Source organism: Rhizobium sp. NPDC092011 (assembly GCF_044756305.1).
Taxonomy (GTDB): domain Bacteria; phylum Pseudomonadota; class Alphaproteobacteria; order Rhizobiales; family Rhizobiaceae; genus Rhizobium.
In genome coordinates, this window is sequence record NZ_JBIVSO010000004.1 from 385,357 (window position 1) to 406,951 (window position 21,595).

General features: G+C 61.1%; 15 protein-coding genes and 1 riboswitch. Of the genes, 5 read left to right on the top strand and 10 right to left on the bottom strand.

Annotated features, from left to right (window positions below):
• Positions 1-39: 39 nt before the first annotated feature.
• The 5 genes from ACIQJ2_RS20120 to ACIQJ2_RS20140 all read right to left on the bottom strand — a co-directional run bounded on the left by ACIQJ2_RS20120 (position 40) and on the right by ACIQJ2_RS20140 (position 7,799).
• Positions 40-3,219: an efflux RND transporter permease subunit gene (locus tag ACIQJ2_RS20120; protein ID WP_400670874.1), complete on the bottom strand. Its 3,180-nt coding sequence runs from the start codon at positions 3,217-3,219 to the stop codon at positions 40-42.
• A complete protein-coding gene (locus ACIQJ2_RS20125; RefSeq protein WP_400670876.1) occupies positions 3,216-4,397 on the bottom strand; it encodes an efflux RND transporter periplasmic adaptor subunit in 1,182 nt (393 codons plus the stop codon). The genes ACIQJ2_RS20120 and ACIQJ2_RS20125 overlap by 4 nt, the downstream gene beginning before the upstream one ends.
• A gap of 315 nt (positions 4,398-4,712) precedes the next feature.
• On the bottom strand, positions 4,713-6,542 hold the full coding sequence (locus tag ACIQJ2_RS20130; RefSeq protein ID WP_400670878.1) for an ABC-F family ATP-binding cassette domain-containing protein: 1,830 nt from the start codon (positions 6,540-6,542) through the stop codon (positions 4,713-4,715).
• A 2-nt stretch (positions 6,543-6,544) separates the two neighbouring features.
• Positions 6,545-7,198 (bottom strand): thiamine diphosphokinase, encoded by a 654-nt coding sequence (locus ACIQJ2_RS20135; RefSeq protein ID WP_400670880.1) that lies wholly within the window; start codon positions 7,196-7,198, stop codon positions 6,545-6,547.
• Positions 7,199-7,271: 73 nt separating this feature from the next.
• Complete coding sequence (locus ACIQJ2_RS20140; protein WP_199146422.1) at positions 7,272-7,799, bottom strand: MarR family winged helix-turn-helix transcriptional regulator; 528 nt, start codon at positions 7,797-7,799, stop codon at positions 7,272-7,274.
• A gap of 166 nt (positions 7,800-7,965) precedes the next feature.
• Between ACIQJ2_RS20140 and ACIQJ2_RS20145 the strand changes: the two genes are divergently transcribed.
• From ACIQJ2_RS20145 to ACIQJ2_RS20165, 5 genes are all read left to right on the top strand, one after another.
• Positions 7,966-9,501, top strand: a complete 1,536-nt coding sequence (locus ACIQJ2_RS20145) for an MDR family MFS transporter (protein WP_400670884.1) — start codon at positions 7,966-7,968, stop codon at positions 9,499-9,501.
• Positions 9,502-9,668: 167 nt separating this feature from the next.
• Positions 9,669-9,785: riboswitch (TPP riboswitch) on the top strand.
• A 50-nt stretch (positions 9,786-9,835) separates the two neighbouring features.
• Entirely contained in the window at positions 9,836-10,864 is a 1,029-nt protein-coding gene (gene thiB / locus ACIQJ2_RS20150; protein ID WP_400670886.1) for a thiamine ABC transporter substrate binding subunit, read from the top strand.
• 10 nt (positions 10,865-10,874) lie between these two features.
• Positions 10,875-12,509, top strand: coding sequence for a thiamine/thiamine pyrophosphate ABC transporter permease ThiP (gene thiP, locus ACIQJ2_RS20155; RefSeq protein WP_400670889.1), 1,635 nt, complete (start codon positions 10,875-10,877; stop codon positions 12,507-12,509).
• Positions 12,506-13,234, top strand: a complete 729-nt coding sequence (locus ACIQJ2_RS20160; protein ID WP_400670892.1) for an ATP-binding cassette domain-containing protein — start codon at positions 12,506-12,508, stop codon at positions 13,232-13,234. The genes thiP and ACIQJ2_RS20160 overlap by 4 nt, the downstream gene beginning before the upstream one ends.
• A gap of 401 nt (positions 13,235-13,635) precedes the next feature.
• Positions 13,636-15,036 carry a M48 family metalloprotease gene (locus tag ACIQJ2_RS20165; RefSeq protein ID WP_199146476.1) on the top strand — a complete coding sequence of 467 codons (1,401 nt, stop codon included), beginning with the start codon at positions 13,636-13,638 and terminating at the stop codon, positions 15,034-15,036.
• Between the two features lie 37 nt (positions 15,037-15,073).
• Here ACIQJ2_RS20165 and ACIQJ2_RS20170 read toward each other — a convergent pair whose 3' ends face one another.
• The 5 genes from ACIQJ2_RS20170 to ACIQJ2_RS20190 form a co-directional block, all read right to left on the bottom strand.
• Positions 15,074-15,937 carry an RNA polymerase factor sigma-32 gene (locus ACIQJ2_RS20170; RefSeq protein ID WP_199146412.1) on the bottom strand — a complete coding sequence of 288 codons (864 nt, stop codon included), beginning with the start codon at positions 15,935-15,937 and terminating at the stop codon, positions 15,074-15,076.
• 408 nt (positions 15,938-16,345) lie between these two features.
• Positions 16,346-16,918, bottom strand: coding sequence for a CarD family transcriptional regulator (locus ACIQJ2_RS20175; protein ID WP_199146411.1), 573 nt, complete (start codon positions 16,916-16,918; stop codon positions 16,346-16,348).
• 397 nt (positions 16,919-17,315) lie between these two features.
• Positions 17,316-17,654: a ferredoxin FdxA gene (gene fdxA, locus ACIQJ2_RS20180; protein WP_004127002.1), complete on the bottom strand. Its 339-nt coding sequence runs from the start codon at positions 17,652-17,654 to the stop codon at positions 17,316-17,318.
• A 206-nt stretch (positions 17,655-17,860) separates the two neighbouring features.
• A complete protein-coding gene (locus tag ACIQJ2_RS20185) occupies positions 17,861-18,265 on the bottom strand; it encodes an RNA-binding S4 domain-containing protein (protein WP_400670898.1) in 405 nt (134 codons plus the stop codon).
• Positions 18,266-18,268: 3 nt separating this feature from the next.
• Positions 18,269-21,406: a helicase-related protein gene (locus ACIQJ2_RS20190; RefSeq protein ID WP_400670900.1), complete on the bottom strand. Its 3,138-nt coding sequence runs from the start codon at positions 21,404-21,406 to the stop codon at positions 18,269-18,271.
• Positions 21,407-21,595: the final 189 nt, after the last annotated feature.

A 21,595-nucleotide genomic window follows, 5' to 3' on the forward strand; every position in this document is an offset into this window, starting at 1 on the left:
GAGTGATTCCCGTGAAACGCCGAACCGCCCCAATTGTCGTTATTGTGCCGCTGCGTCGTTCGACAACGGCTCTTCTGCAGCAGTCTCAGCCTGCTTGCGCCGCCGGCGCAGGACGACATAGAACACCGGCGTCAGGAACAGACCGAACAGCGTCACCCCAAGCATGCCCGAGAAGACGGCGGTGCCCAGCGACTGGCGCATTTCGGCACCCGGGCCAGTCGCGATCATCAGCGGCACCACGCCGAAGATGAAGGCGAAAGCCGTCATCAGGATCGGACGCAGGCGCAAATGGCTGGCCTCGATCGCCGCCTCCACTGCACTCTTTCCTTCCGCCTGTGCCTGCCGGGCGAACTCGACGATCAGGATCGCGTTTTTGGCCGCGAGGCCGATCAGCACGATGAGCCCGATCTGCGTGAGGATATTGTTGTCCATCCCCCTCAGATGCACGCCGATCAACGCCGCAAGGACGGCGAGCGGCACGATGAGGATGATGGCGAGCGGCAGGATCCAGCTTTCATATTGCGCCGACAGCGCCAGGAAGACGAAGATCACCGACAGGGCGAAGATATAGATCGCCGTATTGCCGGTATGCTTCTCCTGATAGGCAAGCTCCGTCCACTCGAAGGTTGTGCCCGACGGCAGCAGGTTCTTTGCTATGCCTTCCATGGTGTCGAGGGCTGACCCGGTGGAGACGCCCGGCCCCGGATTACCCTGAACCGGCACGGAGACATACATGTTATAGCGCTGCACGAGCGCCGGTCCGGTCGTGTCGCGGATATCCACCAGCGTACCGAGCGGCACCAGCGCGCCCGTCGCCGAACGCACCTTCAGCGCCAGAATATCGTCGCGATCCATACGATACTGCTGATCGGCCTGCGCCCGCACCTGGTAGACGCGGCCAAAGGCATTGAAGTCGTTGACGTAGGACGTACCGAGGTTGATCGACAAGGTTTCGAAGATATTCGGGATCGGCACGTTCAGTGCCCGCGCCTTGTCACGATCGATTGCCAGGAAATATTGCGGGCTGTTGGCGGAGAAGGTCGTGAAGACGCCGCTCACGCCCTTGTTCTGCGCGGCAGCGCCCATCATCTGGTAGGCGAGCGGCAGAATGCGGCGCATGTCCGGATTTTCGCGGTCCATGATCTGCATCTTGAAGCCGCCGGAATTGCCGACGCCGCGGATCGAGGGCGGCGGAATGGCGATGATGAAAGCCTCCTGGATGCCCTGGAGGCTACCGTAAAGCGTGCCGATGATCTTGCTGGCGGTATCGCCGGATTTCAACCGTTCTTCGAAAGGCTTGAACGGCGTAAAGATGACGCCGGAATTCGAGGCGTTGGTAAAGGTGGCGCCGTTAAAGCCGGCAAAGGCGACGGCATTCTCGACGCCCGGCGTCTTGTTGATGATTGCGGTCGCCTTCTGGATGACGGCGTTGGTGCGCGCCAGCGACGCGCCGTCGGGCAGCTGCACGACGACGATGGCGTAGCCCTGGTCCATCGTGGGAACGAAGCCCTGCGGTACGATCCTGCCCATATACCAGGTGCCGGCGAGGAGAACGGCAAAGACGAGAAGCGCGCATGCAAGCGCTGTCCAGGTCGTAACGAGGTGGCGCACGATCCAGGAATAGCCGCTGCTCATCCGCTCGAAACCGCGATTGAATCCATCGCCCAGGGCTCGGCCGAAACGCGAGAAGACATTGTTCGACTTCTTATGGTCATGGGGGCGCAACACGATCGCGGCTATCGCCGGCGAGAGCGTCAGCGAATTCAGACAGGAGATCGCCGTCGCGACAGAAATCGTCACGGCGAACTGCCTGTAGAATTGCCCGGTAATGCCCGGAATGAAGGCCGTCGGCAGGAAGACCGCAATCAGCACCAGCGAGATTGCCAGAACGGCGGTTCCCACCTCGTTCATCGTCACATGTGACGCCTCCTTCGGCGTCATGCCAAGTGCCAGATTGCGCTCGACATTCTCGACCACGACGATGGCGTCGTCGACGACGATACCGATGGCCAGCACCAGGCCGAACAGCGTCAGCATGTTCAAAGAGAAGCCGAAGGCCAAAAGGAAAGCGAAAGTGCCTATCAGCGAAACCGGAATGGCGACGATCGGAATGATGGCCGTCCGCCACGATTGCAGGAACACCAGCACGACGATGGCAACGAGAACGGCCGCCTCGAAGATCGTCTTGTAGACTTCGTTGATCGATTCCGCGATGAAGTCTGTGGGGTTGTAGATGATGCGATATTCGAGCCCCTGCGGGAAATCCTGCGACAGGCTCTGCATGGTCTTCTGGATGTCGGCGGCGGCATCGAGCGCATTGGTGCCGGGCCGGGCGAAGACACCGAGCGCGACCGCCGGATTGCCGTTCAGATAGCTGTTGGTGACATAGTCCTGCGCGCCGAGTTCGATGCGGGCGACATCCTGCAGCTGCACGAGACGGCCGTTGCCTGTCGCCTTGACGATGACGTAGCGGAATTGCCGCGCGTCGGAAAAGCGCCCTTGCGTCGTCACCGTATATTGGAAAGCATTGGTACCCGAGACGGGCGGTCCGCCGATCGTGCCGCCGGAGACCTGCACGTTCTGGTCCCGAAGCGCCTGCACGATATCGCCTGCGGTCATGCCATAAGCGGCGAGCTTCTGCGGATCGAGCCAGATACGCAGCGAATATTGCCGCTCGCCGAAAAGCTGCACATCGCCGACACCATCAAGGCGGACGAGGACGTCGCGTAGACGCGTGCGGGCATAGTTGGAGATATAGAGCTGGTCGTAGCGATTGTTCGGCGACAGGAGATGCACGACCATCATCAGGTCGGGCGAGCTCTTGACCGTGGTGATGCCGATGCGGCGGACATCGTCAGGCAGGCGCGGTTCGGCGATGGCCACGCGGTTCTGCACCAGCACCTGCGCCTTGTCGAGGTCGGTGCCAAGCTTGAAGGTGATCGTCAACGACATCGAGCCATCGGCGCTGGAATAGGAGGACATATAGAGCATGTCCTCGACGCCGTTGACTTCCTGCTCGATCGGCGTCGCCACCGTATCGGCGATGGTCTGCGCATCAGCACCGGGATAGGAGGTGCGAATGACGATAGTGGGCGGCGCAACCTCGGGATATTGCGCCACCGGAAGCTGGAAATAGGCGATGCCGCCGACGATCAGCAGCACGATTGACAGCACCGATGCGAAAATCGGTCGGTCGACGAAAAAATGGGAGAACCTCATTGATCCGTCCCCTGTGTATCGGCCTGTGCCGGCGGCTCATCATTCGTCGCCTGCTGCGGCAATTCGATCAGCTGCGGCGCAACCTTGACGCCCGGCCGGATCCGCATCAGCCCGTTGACGATGATGGTTTCGTCGCCGGTCATGCCGTCGCGGATGACGCGATAGCCGTAGAGCTTCGGCCCGAGGCGAACGGATTTCGGCGTGATGTTGCCGGCGGTGTCGACGGTATAAACCACGCGCTGGTTCTGGTCCGAACCGATGGCTTCGTCCGGAACGAGGATCGCCTTGTAGCTGTTGGATCCCTGCACCTGAACGCGCCCGAAAAGGCCGGGTTGAAGGATGAGATCCGGGTTCGGGAAGCGGGCGCGAACGCGGATCGTCCCCGTTTCGTTGTCGACGCGGTTTTCGGCGAAATCCAGCTTGCCCTTGAACGGCTTCTGCTTGGGATCGGCGATCGTCACCGTCACATCGAGCCCGCCGCCGCCCTGTTGCAGGGCGCTGCCGTTCTTGCGCGCCTCATCGGCGTAGGAGAGCAGCCGCCGTTCGTCGACGTCAAAATAAAAATCGATCGGATCGAGCGACACGATCGTCGTCAACGCGGTCTGGTCGGCCTGCACGAGATTGCCGACGGAGATCAGCCGCCGGTCGATGCGGCCGCTGAGCGGCGCGGTAATCCGGGTAAAATCCATGTCGAGATTGGCGCGATCGACGGCGGCTTGCGCGCCGCGCACATTCGCCTGTGCGGCAAGAAGATCGCGACGGCGGTCATCCAGTGTCGAGGCCGACTGGCTGCCCGTAGTCGACAGGGATTCCGCCCGCTTGTACTGCGCATCGGCGAGCGTGAGCGACGATTTCGCCACCTCCAGTGAGGCAGTCGACTCGTTCAACGTGGTGATGAAGGGTCGTTGGTCGATGACGAAAAGCAGGTCGCCCTGCTTGACCAAGGTGCCATCCTTGAAATGCACCTCCTGAAGATAACCACCGACGCGCGAGCGCACGGAAACTTCATCGACTGCCTGAAAACGGCCGATGAATTCATCGCTATCGATGACATCGCGAACGACGGGTTTGGCGACAGTTACGGGCGGAGCCGGCGGCGCGCTCTGCGCAAGCGCCTGAGCTCCGGAGAAAGCAACGATGAGACAGCTGAACAAAATGGCACGCGGCAGCACTGGCATGAAGGCCCCCTCGAAAAACCGCGCACGGTGAGAGGCACCGCCGCGTTAAGCGTCCACGATATTTGCCTGCAAATTTTCACGAAGGATCTGTTCGCCATGGGGGCGAAATTCCAATCAGATCGCTTCGAACTTCCCCAACATGCGCCACGGGCCACGTCGGCCCGGGGGTATAAACCGGCTCTCCGTCCGGCAACATGCCTTAATGTATAAACGGTTTATCGAATTCGACAACAGGGAAAGAAGCGGTTGTCGCTGAGCGCAACCGCTTGTTTTTCTTGATATAGATAGACCCGCATAGGATGAGCTGGCGGCGGCTTAGCCCTCCAGCTCCTCGCGCAGCATTTCAAGCTCCAGCCATTCCTCTTCCATCTTCGTGAGGCTCTCGCGCAGCTTTTCCATCTCGACCGCGAGACGGTTGAACGTTGCAGGATCCTTGGTGAAGAGGTTCGGATCGGCCATCTTCTTTTCGCGAGCGGCGATCTCGGCCTCTGCCTTGGCCATTTCCTTGGGCAGGTTTTCGAGCGCGAACTTCTGCTTGTAGGAGAGCTTGCTCTTGCCTTTCGAAGCATCATTAGACGACGGCGATGCTTCGGCAGTCTTCGGCTTCTCCGCAGCCTTCTCGGCTCGCTTGCGCTCTTCGATCGCGCCCTTGCGCTGGGCGAGCATGTCGGAATAACCGCCGGCATATTCGATCCAGCGGCCATCGGGATCATCCGGATTGGCGGGCGCGATCGTCGATGTCACGGTGCGGTCGAGAAAGTCGCGGTCGTGGCTGACGAGGATGACCGTGCCGGAAAAACCGGAGACGATTTCCTGCAGCAGATCGAGCGTCTCGATGTCGAGGTCGTTCGTCGGCTCGTCGAGGATCAGGAGGTTGGTCGGTCGTGAGAGGATACGCGCCAGCATCAGCCGCGCGCGCTCGCCGCCCGAGAGGTTCCTGATTGGCGTGCGCGCCTGCTCCGGCTGAAACAGGAATTCCTTCATGTAGCCGGTCACATGCCGCTGTTCGCCGTTGACGAGGAGGTTCTCGCCGCGACCGTCTGTCAGGTAATTGGCGAGCGTATCCTCAGGATTGAGCTCTTCGCGCTTCTGGTCGAGCGTAGCGATCTCAAGATTGGTGCCGAGCTTTACCGTGCCGCTGTCGGGCTCCAGCTGACCGGTCAACATCTTCAAAAGCGTCGTCTTGCCGGCACCGTTCGGGCCGACGAGACCGATGCAATCGCCGCGATGCACGCGGATCGAAAACGGGGTGACGATGGCGCGATCGCCGTAGGTCTTGGTGATCTTGTCAGCCTCGATCACCAGCTTGCCGCTTTCCTGCGCATCGGACGCCGCCGCCTGCACGGTACCCAACGCACCCTTGTGCCCACGATGGCGCGATCGCATGTCCTGCAATTCGCCGAGGCGGCGCATATTGCGCTTGCGCCGGGCGGTCACGCCGTAGCGCAGCCAGTGCTCCTCACGCTCGATCGCCTTGCCGAGCTTGTGCTGTTCCAGCTCCTCGGCCTCAAGCACCTGATCGCGCCAGGCTTCGAAATGACCAAAGCCTCTGTCCAGCCGGCGCGACGTGCCGCGGTCGAGCCATACGGTCGCCGTAGACACTTTCTCAAGGAAACGACGGTCGTGCGAGATCAGCACGAGCGCGCTGCGGCTCTTCTGTAGTTCGCCTTCAAGCCATTCGATGGTCGGCAGGTCGAGATGGTTCGTCGGCTCGTCGAGCAGGAGAATATCCGGCTCCGGCGCCATGACGCGGGCGAGAGCGGCGCGACGGGCCTCGCCGCCCGAGAGGTTTTTCGGATCCTCCTCTCCAGTCAGGCCGAGATGCGAGAGGAGATAGGTGACGCGATAGGGATCGTCGCCCGGCCCGAGGCCGGCCTCGGCATAGGCCGCGACCGTCTTGTAGCCGGCAAAATCAGGTGCCTGCTCGAGGTAGCGCACGGTCGACGACGGATGGCGGAACACTTCGCCCGATTGCGCCTCGACCAGGCCGGCCGCAATCTTCAGAAGCGTCGACTTGCCGGAACCGTTGCGCCCGACCAGGCAGATCTTGTCCCCCGGCTCCACCTGCAGCCCGGCGCCGGCCAGAAGGGGGGCGCCGCCGAAGCTCAGGAAGATATCGTCAAGTTTCAGAATGGGAGGGGCCAAGATCAGACTCCGGTAAGATCATACGGGCGGGCAAGGACGACTGCCCTGCCGCTGCCGAGCGAAAAGCGCACTGGGCCCTCCGCCACGTTGGAAATAGTCCGCGATCCTCCGAAAGGCAGATGGAAATCTCTGAGGGGATAGCGGGCATTGTCGATGAACAGGCCATCGAGATCGCTGAAACCGAGAACGGAAAACAGCGAACCGGCCGGGAGATCCATCTCCAGTTTTCCCGGCGGGAGCGGCACCGCCTCTTCATCGCCCGAAGTCAGCAGCACATCGAAACCCTTCTCGGCAAGCTGGAGTCCATAGAGCAAGTGCTGGATGGCATGATCCGAACGCTCGCCGCCCATGGCGCCGGCCAGGATCAGCCTGACGGCGCCACGATCAATCGCCTCCGATACGGCAATCTCGCCGTCGGTCGCCGCTTTCGCGGCCGGATAGGGCTGCCTCGTCACGCTGGGAAAGGCTTCGAGCAAATCCGCCGGCGTGGAATCGAAATCCCCGACCCATAGTTCCGGCTCGATTCCGAGCGCGATGGCATGGCGCATCCCGCCATCGGCCGCAATGAAACGGCTGCCGGAAACAGCAGCACGCAGCCGGTCCGTCAGACGAAGCGCGCCGCCAAGCAGGATGGTGAAGGTGGTGGACTGGTTCATGGGCCAAGCCCATAGCGCAAAGTCCTACACCTAGGGAAGAGCGCCGTTCGCCAGAACGGCCCAGACGGGCCGGTCAGTCGGTGGTTTCCTTCATGCAGTCCTGGAAAATGCGTTCATAGCCGGTGACATACCGATCAAACAGCCATGAAAAATTCTCGACATCCTCGGGCGACCAATCGGCGAAAATGCTTTCGATCACGGCGTGCTTCTGCGCCTGGATATCGGCCAGCAGGCGTTGCCCGAGTGCAGTCAGCACCACGACGATACGCCGCGCATCCGCCTGCGATGCCTTGCGCCGCAACACGCCGCGCGCCACCATGTCGGCGACGATGCGGCTTGCGCGCGAAGGATCGATGCGCAGCAGTTCGGCAATTGTGCCGACGGTCACTTCGCCCGTATCCTCAGCCCGCCTCACGGCATCGAGCACATCGAGATGCGAAAGCTCGAGTCCCGGGGCAACGTTGCGAATGGCAAGCCTGCCGATCATGCGACGGCCGGTCAGCAGACGCATGCGCAACATCGCCTGGCCGATGCGCTGGAACGTCTCGTCCTCGGCCGGCGTCTGGGCTTCAACTTCGCGTGTATTCGTCACAGATGTCATCTTTCCACCATAGCAGAGGTCGGGCGGAAACGAAACATGCAAATAGCATTCAACTGCCATTGACAATTATATGCTAATAGCACATATGTTTTGGCCATGAAGACTGGGCGTCCCGCGCATTCGCTCGATAGCGCAACGCTCCGGCCAAGCTCGGATTTTTTGCCCCATGAATATGCAGACAACGTTCACGCCTCTCGTGGCGGACCATAAACGGCGGCTTATTCTCTTCCTGCTCCTCATGACGGCCATGTTCATGGCGACACTCGACAACCAGATCGTATCGACAGCGCTTCCGACGATCGTCGGCGAGTTCGGGCATCTGGAGCGCTTCGGCTGGATCGGCTCGGCCTATCTGCTCTCCCTTTCCGCCGTCATGCCTGTCTACGGCAAGCTCGGCGATCTCTTCGGCCGCAAATATGTGATGATGACGGCGATCGCCATCTTCACCGTCGGCTCCGCCGTCTGCGGCCTTGCCGTGTCGATGAACACGCTGATTGCCGCCCGCGTTCTGCAGGGCTTCGGCGGCGGCGGCATCATGGTCTCGATCTTCGCCGTCAATGCCGACCTCTTCGAGCCGCGCGAACGTGCCCGCTACCAAAGCTATTCCAGCCTCGTTCTGATGGCCTCCGGCGCCGTCGGTCCCGTTCTCGGCGGTACGATGAGCGATCTGTTCGGCTGGCGTTCGATCTTCCTCGTCAACGTGCCGATCGGCTTCCTCGTACTGACCGGCCTCGCATTCATGCTGCCCTACCGCAAGCCTGCCCGTCGACCGAAGATCGATTATGCCGGTGCAATCGTCCTTGCCTTGACCACAACGAGCATCGTGCTTGCGGCCGACGGCAGCGAGCTGTTCGGATCGCTCTTGTCGCCGCAATGTCTCGGCATCATCGCTTTCGGCGTCATCTGTGCCATCACCTGGGTCTTCATCGAGCGCCGCGCGCCGGAACCCATCGTGCCGATGACGCTTTTCCGCAACCCGACATTCGGACTTCTGTTGATCATCTCGATCACCAGCGGCGCCGTCGCCATCGGCATGGTCAACTACTTCGCGCTGTTCCTGCAGACCACGACGGGACTTTCGCCCTCGATGACCGGGTTGCTGTTCATCCTGCTGACCGGAGGCCTCGTCTGCGGCTCTCTGTCCGCCGGGCGGTTGATCGCGGCAAGAGGACGCTACAAGCCCTTTGCCATCGCCAGCGCCACCTGCAGCACGATCGCCTTTGCCTCGCTCGCCTTCGTTCATGCCGGAACGTCCATCGCAATCCTCGGCGCCCTGATGCTGTTGCACGGCATCGGCATCGGCCTTGCCCAGCAAGTGCCTGTCATCGGCGTGCAGAATGCTGCCGGCAGTCGCGACGTCGGCGCCGCCACCGGTGCCGTGACACTATCGCGCATGGGCGGCGCGTCGATCGCCATCTCTATCTACGGCGCTATCATTGCCGCCAAGCTCGGGAATGTCGGCACTTCGATTTCAGGCGTTGCCGACATCGAGCAATTGACGCCGAAGATGATGGCCGCCTTGCCGGAAGCCACCCGCGAAGCCGTCGCCAACGCCTATGCAAGTGCCTTCAGCCCGCTGTTCATGACGGCCGCCGGCATCTGCCTGCTCGGTCTGCTGACGTCTCTCACGCTGAAAAACGTGCAGCTTCCCGGCGCCAGCAAGAAGCACGAAAGCCCGGCCGTAGCGGAAGCTGCCGAGTAGAGCGTTTCCGGGAAAAACGCGCAGCGGCTTTCCGTCCGGAACGCACAACAAAGACAACGAGCGTTTTCGCGCTTCAATGAAATGCGGAAGCGCTCTGGTTTTCTGCCCTGCAATCGACAGGCGAATCATTTCCCTTGTCATCCCTTCGTCACGGGGCTAAATCTGCCGACGCTCTAACGGGGTGCCTTATGTCCTATCGGATATCTGGCTGAGAGGCTTTCACCGGCCAACCCGCGGAACCTGATCCGGTTAACACCGGCGGAGGGATTAGACGCGTGACGAAATCATAGCGCCCTTTTCCCCTTCCAGACGAAACCAAAGAGGAGGCGCTGTCATGCACGACCGTTCGCTAATGTCATTCATCACCGGCCTGGCACTCGCCGCCGGAACGACGTTTTTCGCCGCCCAGCCTGCCGCTGCCGCCGACAAGACGCTGACCATCTACACCTATGAGAGCTTCACCTCCGAGTGGGGTCCCGGCCCGAAGGTGAAAGCCGCCTTCGAAAAGACCTGCGGCTGCACGGTCAATTACGTCAGTGTCACCGATGGTGTGGCTCTCCTGTCCCGGCTCAAACTCGAAGGCGCCGGCACCAAGGCCGATGTCGTCCTCGGCCTCGATACCAATCTCGTCGACGAAGCCAAGGATACCGGCCTGTTCGACGCAAGCGGTGTCGACACATCGGCCCTCAGGGTTCCCGGCGACTTCAAGGATGATGTGTTCGTGCCTTATGATTACGGCCATTTCGCCGTCATCTACGACACGCAGACGATCAAGAATCCGCCTAAGAGCATGAAGGATCTCGTCGAGGGTGACCCCAAGCAGAAGATCGTCATCGAGGATCCGCGCACCTCGACGCCTGGCCTCGGCCTGCTGCTCTGGGTAAAGTCGATCTATGGCGACAAGTCAGCCGATGCCTGGGCCAAACTCAAGGGCCGCATCCTGACGGTAACGCCTGGCTGGTCGGAGGCTTACGACCTCTTCACCAAGGGCGAAGCGCCGATGGTGCTCTCCTACACGACATCGCCGGCCTATCACATGATCGAGGACAAAACCGATCGCTATCAGGCGGCAGCCTTCTCCGAAGGACATTACATCCAGATCGAGGTCGCCGGCCTCATCAAGTCGTCGCAGAACAAGGATCTTGCTCGCGACTTCCTGAAATTCATGATCTCTCCCGGCTTCCAGGACATCATCCCCACCAGCAACTGGATGATGCCGGTTTCCGCGACCTCGACGCCATTGCCGGACGCTTTCGGCAAGCTCGTGGTGCCGTCGAAGACCTTCCTCATGAGCCCCGCTGACGTCGATAAGAACCGCAAGGCCTGGATCGACGAGTGGCTGACGGCCACCAGCGGCAACTGATATCGCGACCATGCTCACGGCATCCGAAAGAAGGCGCGCCATTTCCGGTGGGGCGCTCAGCCTTGCTGGCATCGCACTTTTCGTCGGGATCGCCGTTGTGATCCTGCTTGCCGCCGGTATCGAATCCGGCGGCGACACTACGCTCGCCGATCCCTATCTGCTGCGCGTGCTGCGCTTCACGCTGCTGCAGGCAACATTATCAACGCTGTTATCCGTGGCACTTGCCATGCCCATCGCCCGCGCCTTGGCCCGCCAGCCGCGCTTTCCCGGCCGGCTGTGGCTGATCCGGCTGATGGCCGTGCCCATGGGTCTGCCTGTCTTGATCGGCGCGCTCGGCCTGCTCGGCATTTGGGGTCAGCGCGGATTGCTCAATCAGGCGCTCGCAGCCCTCGGCCTGTCGGAACCCGTCAGCATTTATGGCCTGACGGGCATTCTGCTGGCGCATGTCTTCTTCAACATGCCGCTCGCCTGCCGGCTGATGCTCGCCGGGCTGGAGCGTGTCCCCGCGGAATATTGGCTCGTGGCCGGCGGCCTCGGCATGAAATCCGGCTCGGTCTTCCGCTTCATCGAGTGGCCCGTGCTGCGCGGCCTTATCCCAGGTATCGCCGGGTTGATCTTCATGCTCTGCGCCACCAGCTTCACGCTGATATTGACCCTCGGCGGCGGGCCGGCCGCAACGACGCTGGAAGTGGCGATCTATCAGGCGCTGCGGTTCGATTTCGATCCCGGACGGGCGGTGATGCTGTCACTGCTGCAGATCGGCGTGACATTGGTCATCCTCGCAGCGATGACGCTGTTTCCCTCACCGGATGATCATGGCCTGACGAGCGGCCGACCGCTACGGCGCATCGACGGGCAAATGCGCGGCGCGCGATGGGCAGATGCGGCACTGTTGCTGGCCGCCACACTTTTCATCGGCCTGCCGCTCGCATCCGTCATCCTTGCCGGCCTCGAAGCCAATCTCTTCAAGCTCGCCGGTCAGGCTATCTTTCTTCAGGCGGCGGTGACGAGCCTGGCAATCGCGCTCGCCGCCGGGCTTCTCGCCGTCGCCATATCCTTCGCCATCATTCACGCCCGCTCCGTCATCTCTGCCGAACGCAAGAGCGCGCTGGGATTGCGCGGCCTGGCCGCAGCCCTGACAGGAGCCTCCTCGCTCATCCTGCTCGTTCCGCCGATCGTCCTGGCGACCGGCTGGTTCCTGGCGCTGCGTCCCTTTGGCGACCCCAGTCGATTTGCCGCAATCCTGATCGTCGTCATCAACGCGCTGATGTCGCTTCCCTTCGTCATCCGCGTGCTGGAGCCGGCCTATGCCGTGCATCGCCGCCGCACCGCGCGGCTGGCGGCAAGCCTCGGCCTGCGTGGAATTTCGCGCCTGCGGCTGATCGACTGGCCCGGCCTTCGCAAGCCGCTGTTCACGGCGCTCTCCTTCGCCATGGCCCTCTCGCTTGGCGATCTGGGTGCCGTCGCCCTCTTCGGCTCCAGCAGCCTGATGACCCTGCCATGGCTGGTTTACAGCAAGCTCGGCAGCTACCGCACCAATGACGCCGATGGATATGCCCTGATTCTCGGCGTGATATGCTTTCTCCTCACCATCGCCGGCACGGCGGGCCAGGGCGCGCGCGACGACGAAGGCAGACAAAAATGACTGACGGCAGCACCATGATCTCGCGCAGCATCACCATGACCGACGTCGAGTTGCGGCTCGGCACCCATGATTTTCGCTTCGACTGCGCTTTGCCGCAGGGACAGATCATTGCCGTCGCGGGCCCATCCGGCTCCGGCAAATCCACCTTTCTCAATCTGCTTGCCGGCTTCGAACAGCCCGATCGCGGCCGCATCCTGCTTGCCGGAGAGGACATGACGGGCAAGCATCCTGCCGAACGGCCGGTATCGCTTGTCTTCCAGGACAACAATCTCTTTGCTCATCTCGATCTCTTCACCAATATCGGCCTCGGCATCAGCTCCTCGCTGAAGCTCTCGACACGGGATCGGCAAAGGGTTTCGGAGGCGCTCGTACGCGTTGGGCTTGCCGGCTTCGAACGCCGCAAACCGGGAACATTGTCCGGCGGCGAGCGCCAACGCGCGGCCTTTGCCAGAGCATTGGTGCGCGACAAGCCGATCCTGTTGCTGGATGAGCCTTTTGCCGCGCTCGATCCGGGCCTGCGCTCGGGCATGGTCGAACTGCTGAAAACCCTGCATCGAGAAACCCGCAATACGGTTCTTATCGTCTCGCACGACCCGGCCGAGGTGCGGCGTCTTGCCGACCACGCCGTCTTTGTCGATGGCGGCAGGATCGCACTTTCAGCCCCGATCGAGGCCTTTCTGAACACCGCTGACATCCCCGCACTTGCCACATTTCTCCGCCATTGACGGCGTCGCGGCATCATGCCGCCGGCTTTGCCTTAATTTCGTCGCGCCGTGCGGCTGAAAGTCCAGGGAGATGCTTGCTAAAATACAACGCTGCCACATTTAAACGGAGTCTCGCTATGCAACCGGTGCCAAAATCGGCTACAGCAAGGGGTGGAGACCGTCCGGGCAAATGCGGATCGATGGGGTAAAGGCAACCTCTATCGGCGCGCGACGATGATCCGCCCGGTCACGATCAACCGGATTTGGCGCCGAGCCGGCATGGCAGCGAAATGAGTGATACACTGGTAGACGAGCAGAGCGAACGAGCAAAACGAAGGATCAGCGTGACCGTCGCAGCCCGCTTGCGCCGCCTGGCCCCGCTCCTTGTCGCCGCGGCGATACTGAACAGCTGTCAAACGGTGATGGATCAGTCGTATCAACCGAGCGTTTCGCCTTCGGCCAATCCGCAGATCGTTTCCGAGGTACAGAAGAACGACCCGCGCGCGCAGATGGGCGCTCGCGAGCATCCGCGTATTCTCGCCAGCTATGGCGGCGAGTACAAGGACGCCAAGACGGAGCGCCTCGTTGCCCGCATCGCCGGAGCCCTGACCAGCGTGTCGGAGAATCCGCAGCAGTCCTATCGCATCACCATCCTCAATTCGCCGTCGATCAACGCCTTCGCGCTGCCGGGCGGCTATCTTTATGTGACGCGAGGCCTGCTGGCACTGGCCAATGACGCCTCGGAAGTCGCCGCTGTCCTGTCGCATGAAATGGCGCACGTCACTGCCAATCACGGCATCGAACGGCAGAAGCGCGAAGAGGCTGAAGTCATCGCCAGCCGCGTCGTTGCCGAAGTTCTGTCGAGCGACCTCGCCGGCAAGCAGGCGCTTGCCCGCGGCAAGCTGCGTCTCGCCGCCTTCTCGCGCCAGCAGGAATTGCAGGCCGACGAGATTGGCATCCGCACGCTCGGCCAAGCCGGCTACGACCCCTATGCCGCCGCGCGCTTCCTCAATGCCATGGAAGACTACAGCCGTTTCATGACGGCCAATTCCGACGCCGATCAGAGTCTGGACTTCTTATCGAGCCATCCGAGCACGCCGCAGCGTATCGATCTTGCCAAGGCGCATGCACGCCAGTTCGGTGAGGAAGGTAAAGTCGGCGATACCGGGCGCGACTATTATCTGAGCGGCATTGACGGCCTGCTTTATGGCGACAGCCCCGAAGAAGGCTATGTGCGCGGCCAGACCTTCCTGCATGGCGGCCTCGGCATCCGCTTCGACGTGCCGCCCGATTTCCGCATCGACAACAAGGTCGAAGCCGTCATGGCGACCGGCCCAGGCGACATCGCCATCCGTTTCGACGGTGTTGCCGATACCCAGAACCAGAATCTGACGAACTATATTTCCAGCGGCTGGGTAACCGGCCTCGATCCCTCGTCGATCAAGTCGATCACCGTCAACGGCATGCCGGCCGCGACTGCGCGCGCCTCCGCCGACCGTTGGGATTTCGATGTCACGGTGATCCGCGACCGCACGCAAATCTTCCGTTTCCTGACGGCCGTTCCGAAGGGAAATATCGCCCAGCTGGATCAGACGGCCAATGTGCTGCGCTCAAGCTTCCGGCATATGACACCGGAGGAGGCTGCCTCGCTGAAGCCGCTGCGCGTCCGCGTCGTCACGGTAAAGCCCGGCGACACAATCACCACGCTTGCCGCCCGCATGATGGGCACCGACCGCAAGCTCGACCTGTTCAAATTGATCAATGCCCTGCCCACCGGCGCAAGCATAGCACCGGGCGACAAGGTCAAGATTATCGCCGAATAGGGGTCGTTACCTTCTCCCGACCGGGAGAAGGTTGTTCTCAAGCATAGCTTGCCATGCGCGGATCGGCATCGACCAATGCGCTGCGGAGCTTGTCCATTGCACGGCTTTCGATCTGCCGGACGCGCTCCTTGGAAATGCCGAGATCGGCGCCGAGCTCCTCCAGGGTCGCTCCGTCTTCGACAAGGCGGCGTGCACGGATAATCTTCATTTCGCGCTCGTTGAGATGCTTCAGAGCGGATGCGAGCCAGACGCGGCGGCGCTCGCCGTCGATCATGTCCGATACCTGCTCGTCCGGAAGTGGCTCGTCGCTGATCAGGAAATCGATGCGCTCAGCGCTGTCGGAATCGCCTGATATCGACGGCGCCTGCAACGAAGTGTCGCTGCCGGAAAGACGTGCATCCATCGTCTGGACATCGGCGAGACTGACGCCGAGCGTTACGGCGATTTCCTCATGGATGGCCTGAACGGTGACGTTCGAATCGCTTCGCGCGAGCTTGGCGCGCAAGCGGCGAAGATTGAAAAACAGCGCCTTCTGGGCCGAACTCGTGCCGCCACGAACGATCGACCAGTTGCGCAGGATATAATCCTGGATCGAAGCACGGATCCACCAGCTGGCATAAGTCGAGAAACGTACTTCCCGCTCCGGTTCGAACCTTGCCGCCGCTTCCAACAGACCTACATAGCCTTCTTGTACCAGATCGCTCATCGGCAGGCCGAAATTGCGAAACTTGCCCGCCATGGAAATAACAAGGCGCATATGGGCGGTTGCGATCTGATTGCGCGCGCCGCGATCCTCATGGTCCTTCCAGCGTATGGCTAGGTCATGCTCTTCGTCGCGATCGAGATAGGGAGCAGCCATCGCGACTTTTATCATACGCCGATCTGCAGACATATTCGTCATATGCATCTCCTGGGTTCGGCCTCAAATCGTCTCTATGCCGCGGTCGACGAAAAGGGCAGCAGCCATCGTTTCCGAACATTGCCGTTCGGATGAAAATCAATTGAATGAAATGCGAAATTGGAGACCGATCTCCGGCGGCGCCGGGCGATCGATGACTAGTCTAGTTCGATCTCATCGAACGGGTCTGACGATTGAAGCATCTTCAGGTCGCCGGGGAGCTTCGAATGAAAACGCATAGGCCGGTCCTCGTGAACGTTCATGAAGCGGTCTGCCTGGAAACACTCCTACCGGAGTGCCCCCACACCAACCGCCAACACGAGGCTATAACGCGGTAGACCAAAAAAGGTTCCAAAGAAAAAACCCGGCACGAAGGCCGGGTTTTTAAAAGCGGTATGTGTTGTCTCAGCCTTATGCGGCTTCGTCCTGGGAATCGTCTTCCTCGATGACCTTGCCACGCTTCGGACCCTTGTTGAGGTTTGTCTCGACAAGGCGAACGGCTTCCGTTTCCGACATCTTGTTGACGGCGGCAATTTCGCGCGCCATGCGATCAAGCGCAGCTTCATAGAGCTGACGTTCGGAATAGGACTGTTCCGGCTGGTTCTCTGCGCGATAGAGGTCGCGAACCACTTCCGCGATCGAGATCAGATCGCCGGAATTGATCTTGGCATCATATTCCTGGGCGCGGCGCGACCACATGGTGCGCTTCACGCGGGCCTTGCCCTGCACGACCTTCAATGCACGCTCGACGAAATCCGTCTCGGAAAGCTTGCGCATGCCGATGCTCATGGCCTTGGCCACCGGCACCTTAAGACGCATCTTGTCTTTCTCGAAATCGATTACGAACAGCTCGAGCTTCATACCCGCGACTTCCTGCTCTTCGATCGCAGTGATCGTACCGACACCGTGGGCCGGATAAACGATCGCTTCGCCAGTCTTGAAGCCATGGCGTGCTGCTGAAGGTTTTTTCTGCTGGGTCGTCATTCTTTTCAAAAACTCCCTGTTACGCGCCCGGATTAAGGGCCGGGGCCGGGTCAGTCAGGCCCGGATGAGACGGAAGTACCGTCAAGGACTTCATCCTGGTCCAGCCAGACTCATGCAAACACTAACCCATCCATCGCGACCCCAGACCCGACACACAAAACGTTGATATGGCAGGGAAACCGCGTACGGATTGGTTATTTGCTTTCGTGATGGTTTTGGGCATGCGAAATGCCGCTGTGGATCAGTATGAGCAAGCTATCACAAAAATCTGAGGAAATCAATAATTTGCTTCACGCGCGCCAAAATGGCCACGTTGACCACCATGCGGCTCAGCCGTGGTGATTCGCTCCGTGCAATATCGACTACACCTTTATGGGCGGCCTGTCACCGCCCCCGATCAATCGCCGGCGCCGGGGTTCGTCGAGAAATATTTCTCGAACTTGCCCTGCTCGCCATCCATCTCCTTGGCCTCCGGCAGCGCATCGCGCTTGACGGTGATATTTGGCCAGATGGATGCGTATTCGGCATTGATCTTCAGCCACTTGTCGAGACCCGGCTCCGTATCGGGCTTGATCGCCTCGGCAGGACATTCCGGCTCGCAGACGCCGCAATCGATGCATTCGTCAGGATGGATGACGAGGAAATTCTCCCCCTCGTAGAAGCAGTCTACGGGGCAGACTTCTACGCAATCGGTATACTTGCAGCGGATGCAATTGTCGGTCACGACATATGTCATGAAGCACTCCAGGAATGTCTCTAGCTTCCGCGGTTGCGCAACCTGGAACGTCGCACCCTTCCACGGAGCCGAACGAGCAGACGAATGCGCATTGCGCAAACTCGCCGTCCAGCTGGTTACCGGCAGGTTGATCGTGAGGTATCGACTTTATCAGCCAATTTCAAGGACAAACAATCTTCAAAACCGCCAGTGGCAGACAGAGTTTTCTAATCATCATCCGAGATCAGACGATCGATCGCACGCCGATCGCGCTTTGTCGGCCTGCCGCTACCCGGCGCCCGCTGAGCCTGCTCGAAGGGGGTGAGGTGTTTTGTCTCACTTGGGGGTGGCGTCAGGTCTTCGTAAAGCAGCCTGGCTTCCTCGAAAGGCCCCCTGCGCTCGCCGGGCGCCCGCACGACGAGGATGATGTCGCGGCGCTCGAGAGAAAGTTCTATCCGGTCGCCGACCTTGAGGTTGTGGCTGGGCTGCACGACGCGCTCGCCATTCACCTGCACATTGCCGTTCTGCACATAGACTTGCGCCAGCGACCGGGATTTCACCATACGGGCAAAGAAGAGCCATTTGTCGATGCGCTGACGCGAACCGGAAAATGGCTGCTTCTCGTCCTTCATGGCTTATTTCTTCATTTGCTCCTTGAGGGCAGCGAGCTTTGCGAACGGAGAATCCGGATCGATCGGCTTTTCCTTGCGCGGCGGCTTGGCTTCGAAGCGCAAAGGCTGCGATGCGCCGCGATTATTGCGATCATTCCGGTTGTTGCGGTCGTTCCGATCGCCCCGCTCCTGCCGGTCGTTGCGCTCGCCACGGCCACCCTGCTGCTGCGGACGTCCGCCCTCGCGATTGTTGCCGCGCGGACCCTTGTCTCCACTGCGGGCTTCGCGCCCGTCGCGGCGATCCCGGCCTTCGCGATTGCCTTCGCCGCTTGCCTGCTCGCCGCCACCGCGACGATTGCCCTGTTGGCCGCGGCCTTCGCCCTGCTGGCCGCGACGATCGCCGTGACCCCGGCCGCCTTGGCGCTGCTGCTGATCGCTGCGTCCGCCAAGACGCCAAAGCAGAACCGGCTTCGGCTCCACGGGCTCGGCAGCAACGGCGTCGGTTGCGGTCGCTTCCACAGCTTCGGTAACGTCCGTTACCACGGGCTCCTCAGCGGGCGCGGCTTCTTGCGCAACGGCTTCGGTTTCCTTAGCCGGCTCGTCGCCTGCCGCGTCAGCATCGTCGTGATCGGTCCTTTCCGCAACGGCTTCGGCAGCGGGTGCCGGCGCCGCGCTGGCATCCTGCTGAGCGAGGAAGGCCGAAGCCTCCTCCGGCTTCACGGAATCGGCGCGATAGCCGAGACCCTTGAGGATTTCTTCCATATCTTCAAGCGTTGCGCCGAGGATCGAGAGCATCGCCGTCGTCGTGGTGAAGCGGCGGCCGTCATAAGCACCTTCGGGGCGCGAAGCCTGACCGGGCTTCCACTGCAGCAGCGGGCGGATCAGATCCGCCAGGCGCTCGAGAATATCGATGCGCACCGCGCGCTTGCCGAGGAACCGGAAGCCCGCGAGCTTGTAGAACATGCGCTCGTAGCTCGGATCGGTGACAACAGACGTGCGGCCAGCCGCCAATACCGGGATCAGATCGCCATAGCCCGGCTTGTCCAGACCATCGTTCTTCAATGCCCAGAGCAGCGTGATGAGCTCAGCCGGAGCCGGCTTCAGCAGCGCGGGCACGAAAATATGATAGGCGCCGAAGCGAACGCCATAACGGCGCATGGAAGCGCGACCATCCTGATCCAGCGACTTCACCTCTTCGGTAACGTCGCGGCGGAACAGAACGCCGAGATTTTCCACCAGCTGGAAGGCCAGCCCCTTGGCAAGGCCTTGCAGATCCTCGGCGCGCGACAAATCGTCGAGCGGCTTCAGGATCGTGCTGATGTGATGATTCACAAAACGCTCGATACGAGCGGCAACATGATCACGCGCATTGCCCGTCAATTGCTCGTCGGCGAGCAGGATGACGCGCGGCCGCATGATATGATCGCTACCCGACAGGCGCGCCACGGGGTCGCCGAGCCAACGCACCAGGCCATCGGCACTGATCGCAAGATCTCCATTGCCGGCCGCATGCATGCGGGCGGCACGCGCCTCGAATTCCAGCGCGAGCGCCTTCAGCGAGGCAGCCTGGACAGCCTTGGCGTCCGGCCCCTCGGTTCCCGAGATAGGCGTGAACCGGAATCCGGTCAACTGTCCCACATGATGTCCCTCAACGAAGACATCCCCATTCACACTGATTTCAGCTTCCAGCATCGCATTCTCTCTCAGGCGCTTCATGAGCACAGATGTCCTGCGATCAACAAAGCGTTTCGTCAACCTCTCATGTAACGCGTCGGACAATCGATCTTCGATTTCCCGCGTCTTTTCTTGCCAGTGTGTCGGATCGGCAAGCCAGCCGGGCCGATTCGACACATAGGTCCAAGTCCTTATCTGCGCGATTCGCGCCGAAAGCGTGTCGATCTCACCATCCGTCCGATCGGCGCGATGCACCTGTTCAGCGAGGAAATCCTCTTTCACCGTGCCATAGCGCACAAGATCGGAAAAGAGGGTAGCAATGAGATCTGCATGCTGGGCAGGCGTAATGCGCCGGTAGTCCGGAAGCGCACAGGCTTCCCATAATTTTTCAACCCGGGCCGGGTTGTTGGCAAGATCGACAATCTCCAGATCGCGTGACAGATATTCCAACGCCTGCTGGTCTACCGCAGGCAGCGCCCGCGTCAAGCCCTGCACGCGTGGCGCGTCTTCCAGACTGCTGCGCAACGCGGGAATCGAGGAGAAATCGAAATCCTTGGTGCGCCATTGCAACACCTTCACCGTATCAAACTCGTGCCCTTCGATCCGGCGTACCAGCTCGTCATCGAAAGGATCGACCTGGCCCGTCACACCGAAAGTGCCGTCCTTGAGGTGACGACCGGCACGGCCGGCGATCTGGCCGAGCTCGCCCGGATTGAGATTGCGGAACTGATAGCCGTCGAATTTGCGATCCTGAGCGAAGGCGACATGATCGACGTCGAGGTTCAGGCCCATGCCGATTGCATCGGTCGCCACCAGATATTCCACGTCGCCGGCCTGATAGAGCGCGACCTGGGCATTGCGGGTACGTGGGCTGAGTGCCCCGAGCACGACGGCGGCGCCACCGCGCTGACGGCGGATGAGTTCGGCGATCGCATAAACTTCGTCGGCGGAAAAGGCGACGATCGCGGTGCGCTGTGGCAGGCGCGTGATCTTCTTCTGGCCGGCATAGAAAAGATGCGAAAGCCGTGGCCGCTCAAGGACGGTGATCCCGGGCAGGAGCTGCTCGAGGATAGGCCGCATCGTGCCGGCGCCGAGCAGCAACGTCTCGTCCCGGCCGCGCAGATGCAGAATGCGGTCCGTGAAGATGTGGCCACGTTCGAGGTCACCCGCCAACTGCACCTCGTCGATGGCGACGAAGGCGGCGCGCGTCTCGCGCGGCATGGCCTCCACCGTGCACACCGAATAGCGCGCGTTGGGCGGCGATATCTTTTCTTCACCCGTCACCAGCGCGACGTGCTGCGCCCCGACCTTCTCGACCACACGCGTATAGACCTCGCGCGCCAGCAGCCGCAGCGGCAGGCCGATAACGCCGCTGCCGTGCGCCACCATACGCTCGATGGCATAATGGGTCTTGCCGGTATTGGTCGGTCCGAGCACCGCGGTTACGCCGCGTCCGCTCAGGATCATAGGCTGCGAATTTTTAGTCATTGGTCCATGCATGGGCGAGAAACTACCGTCTTCCGATCAGCAAGCTCCTCTTGGAAGAAAGGAAGAGATGACGACCATATGTGACAAAGGCAAGACCTGAATGAAAAAACAACAGCCGCAACAATCGATTTCACAATGAGTCGCCTCAACCAAAAGCTACATTATCGATACAGCCCATACGAGTCTTGA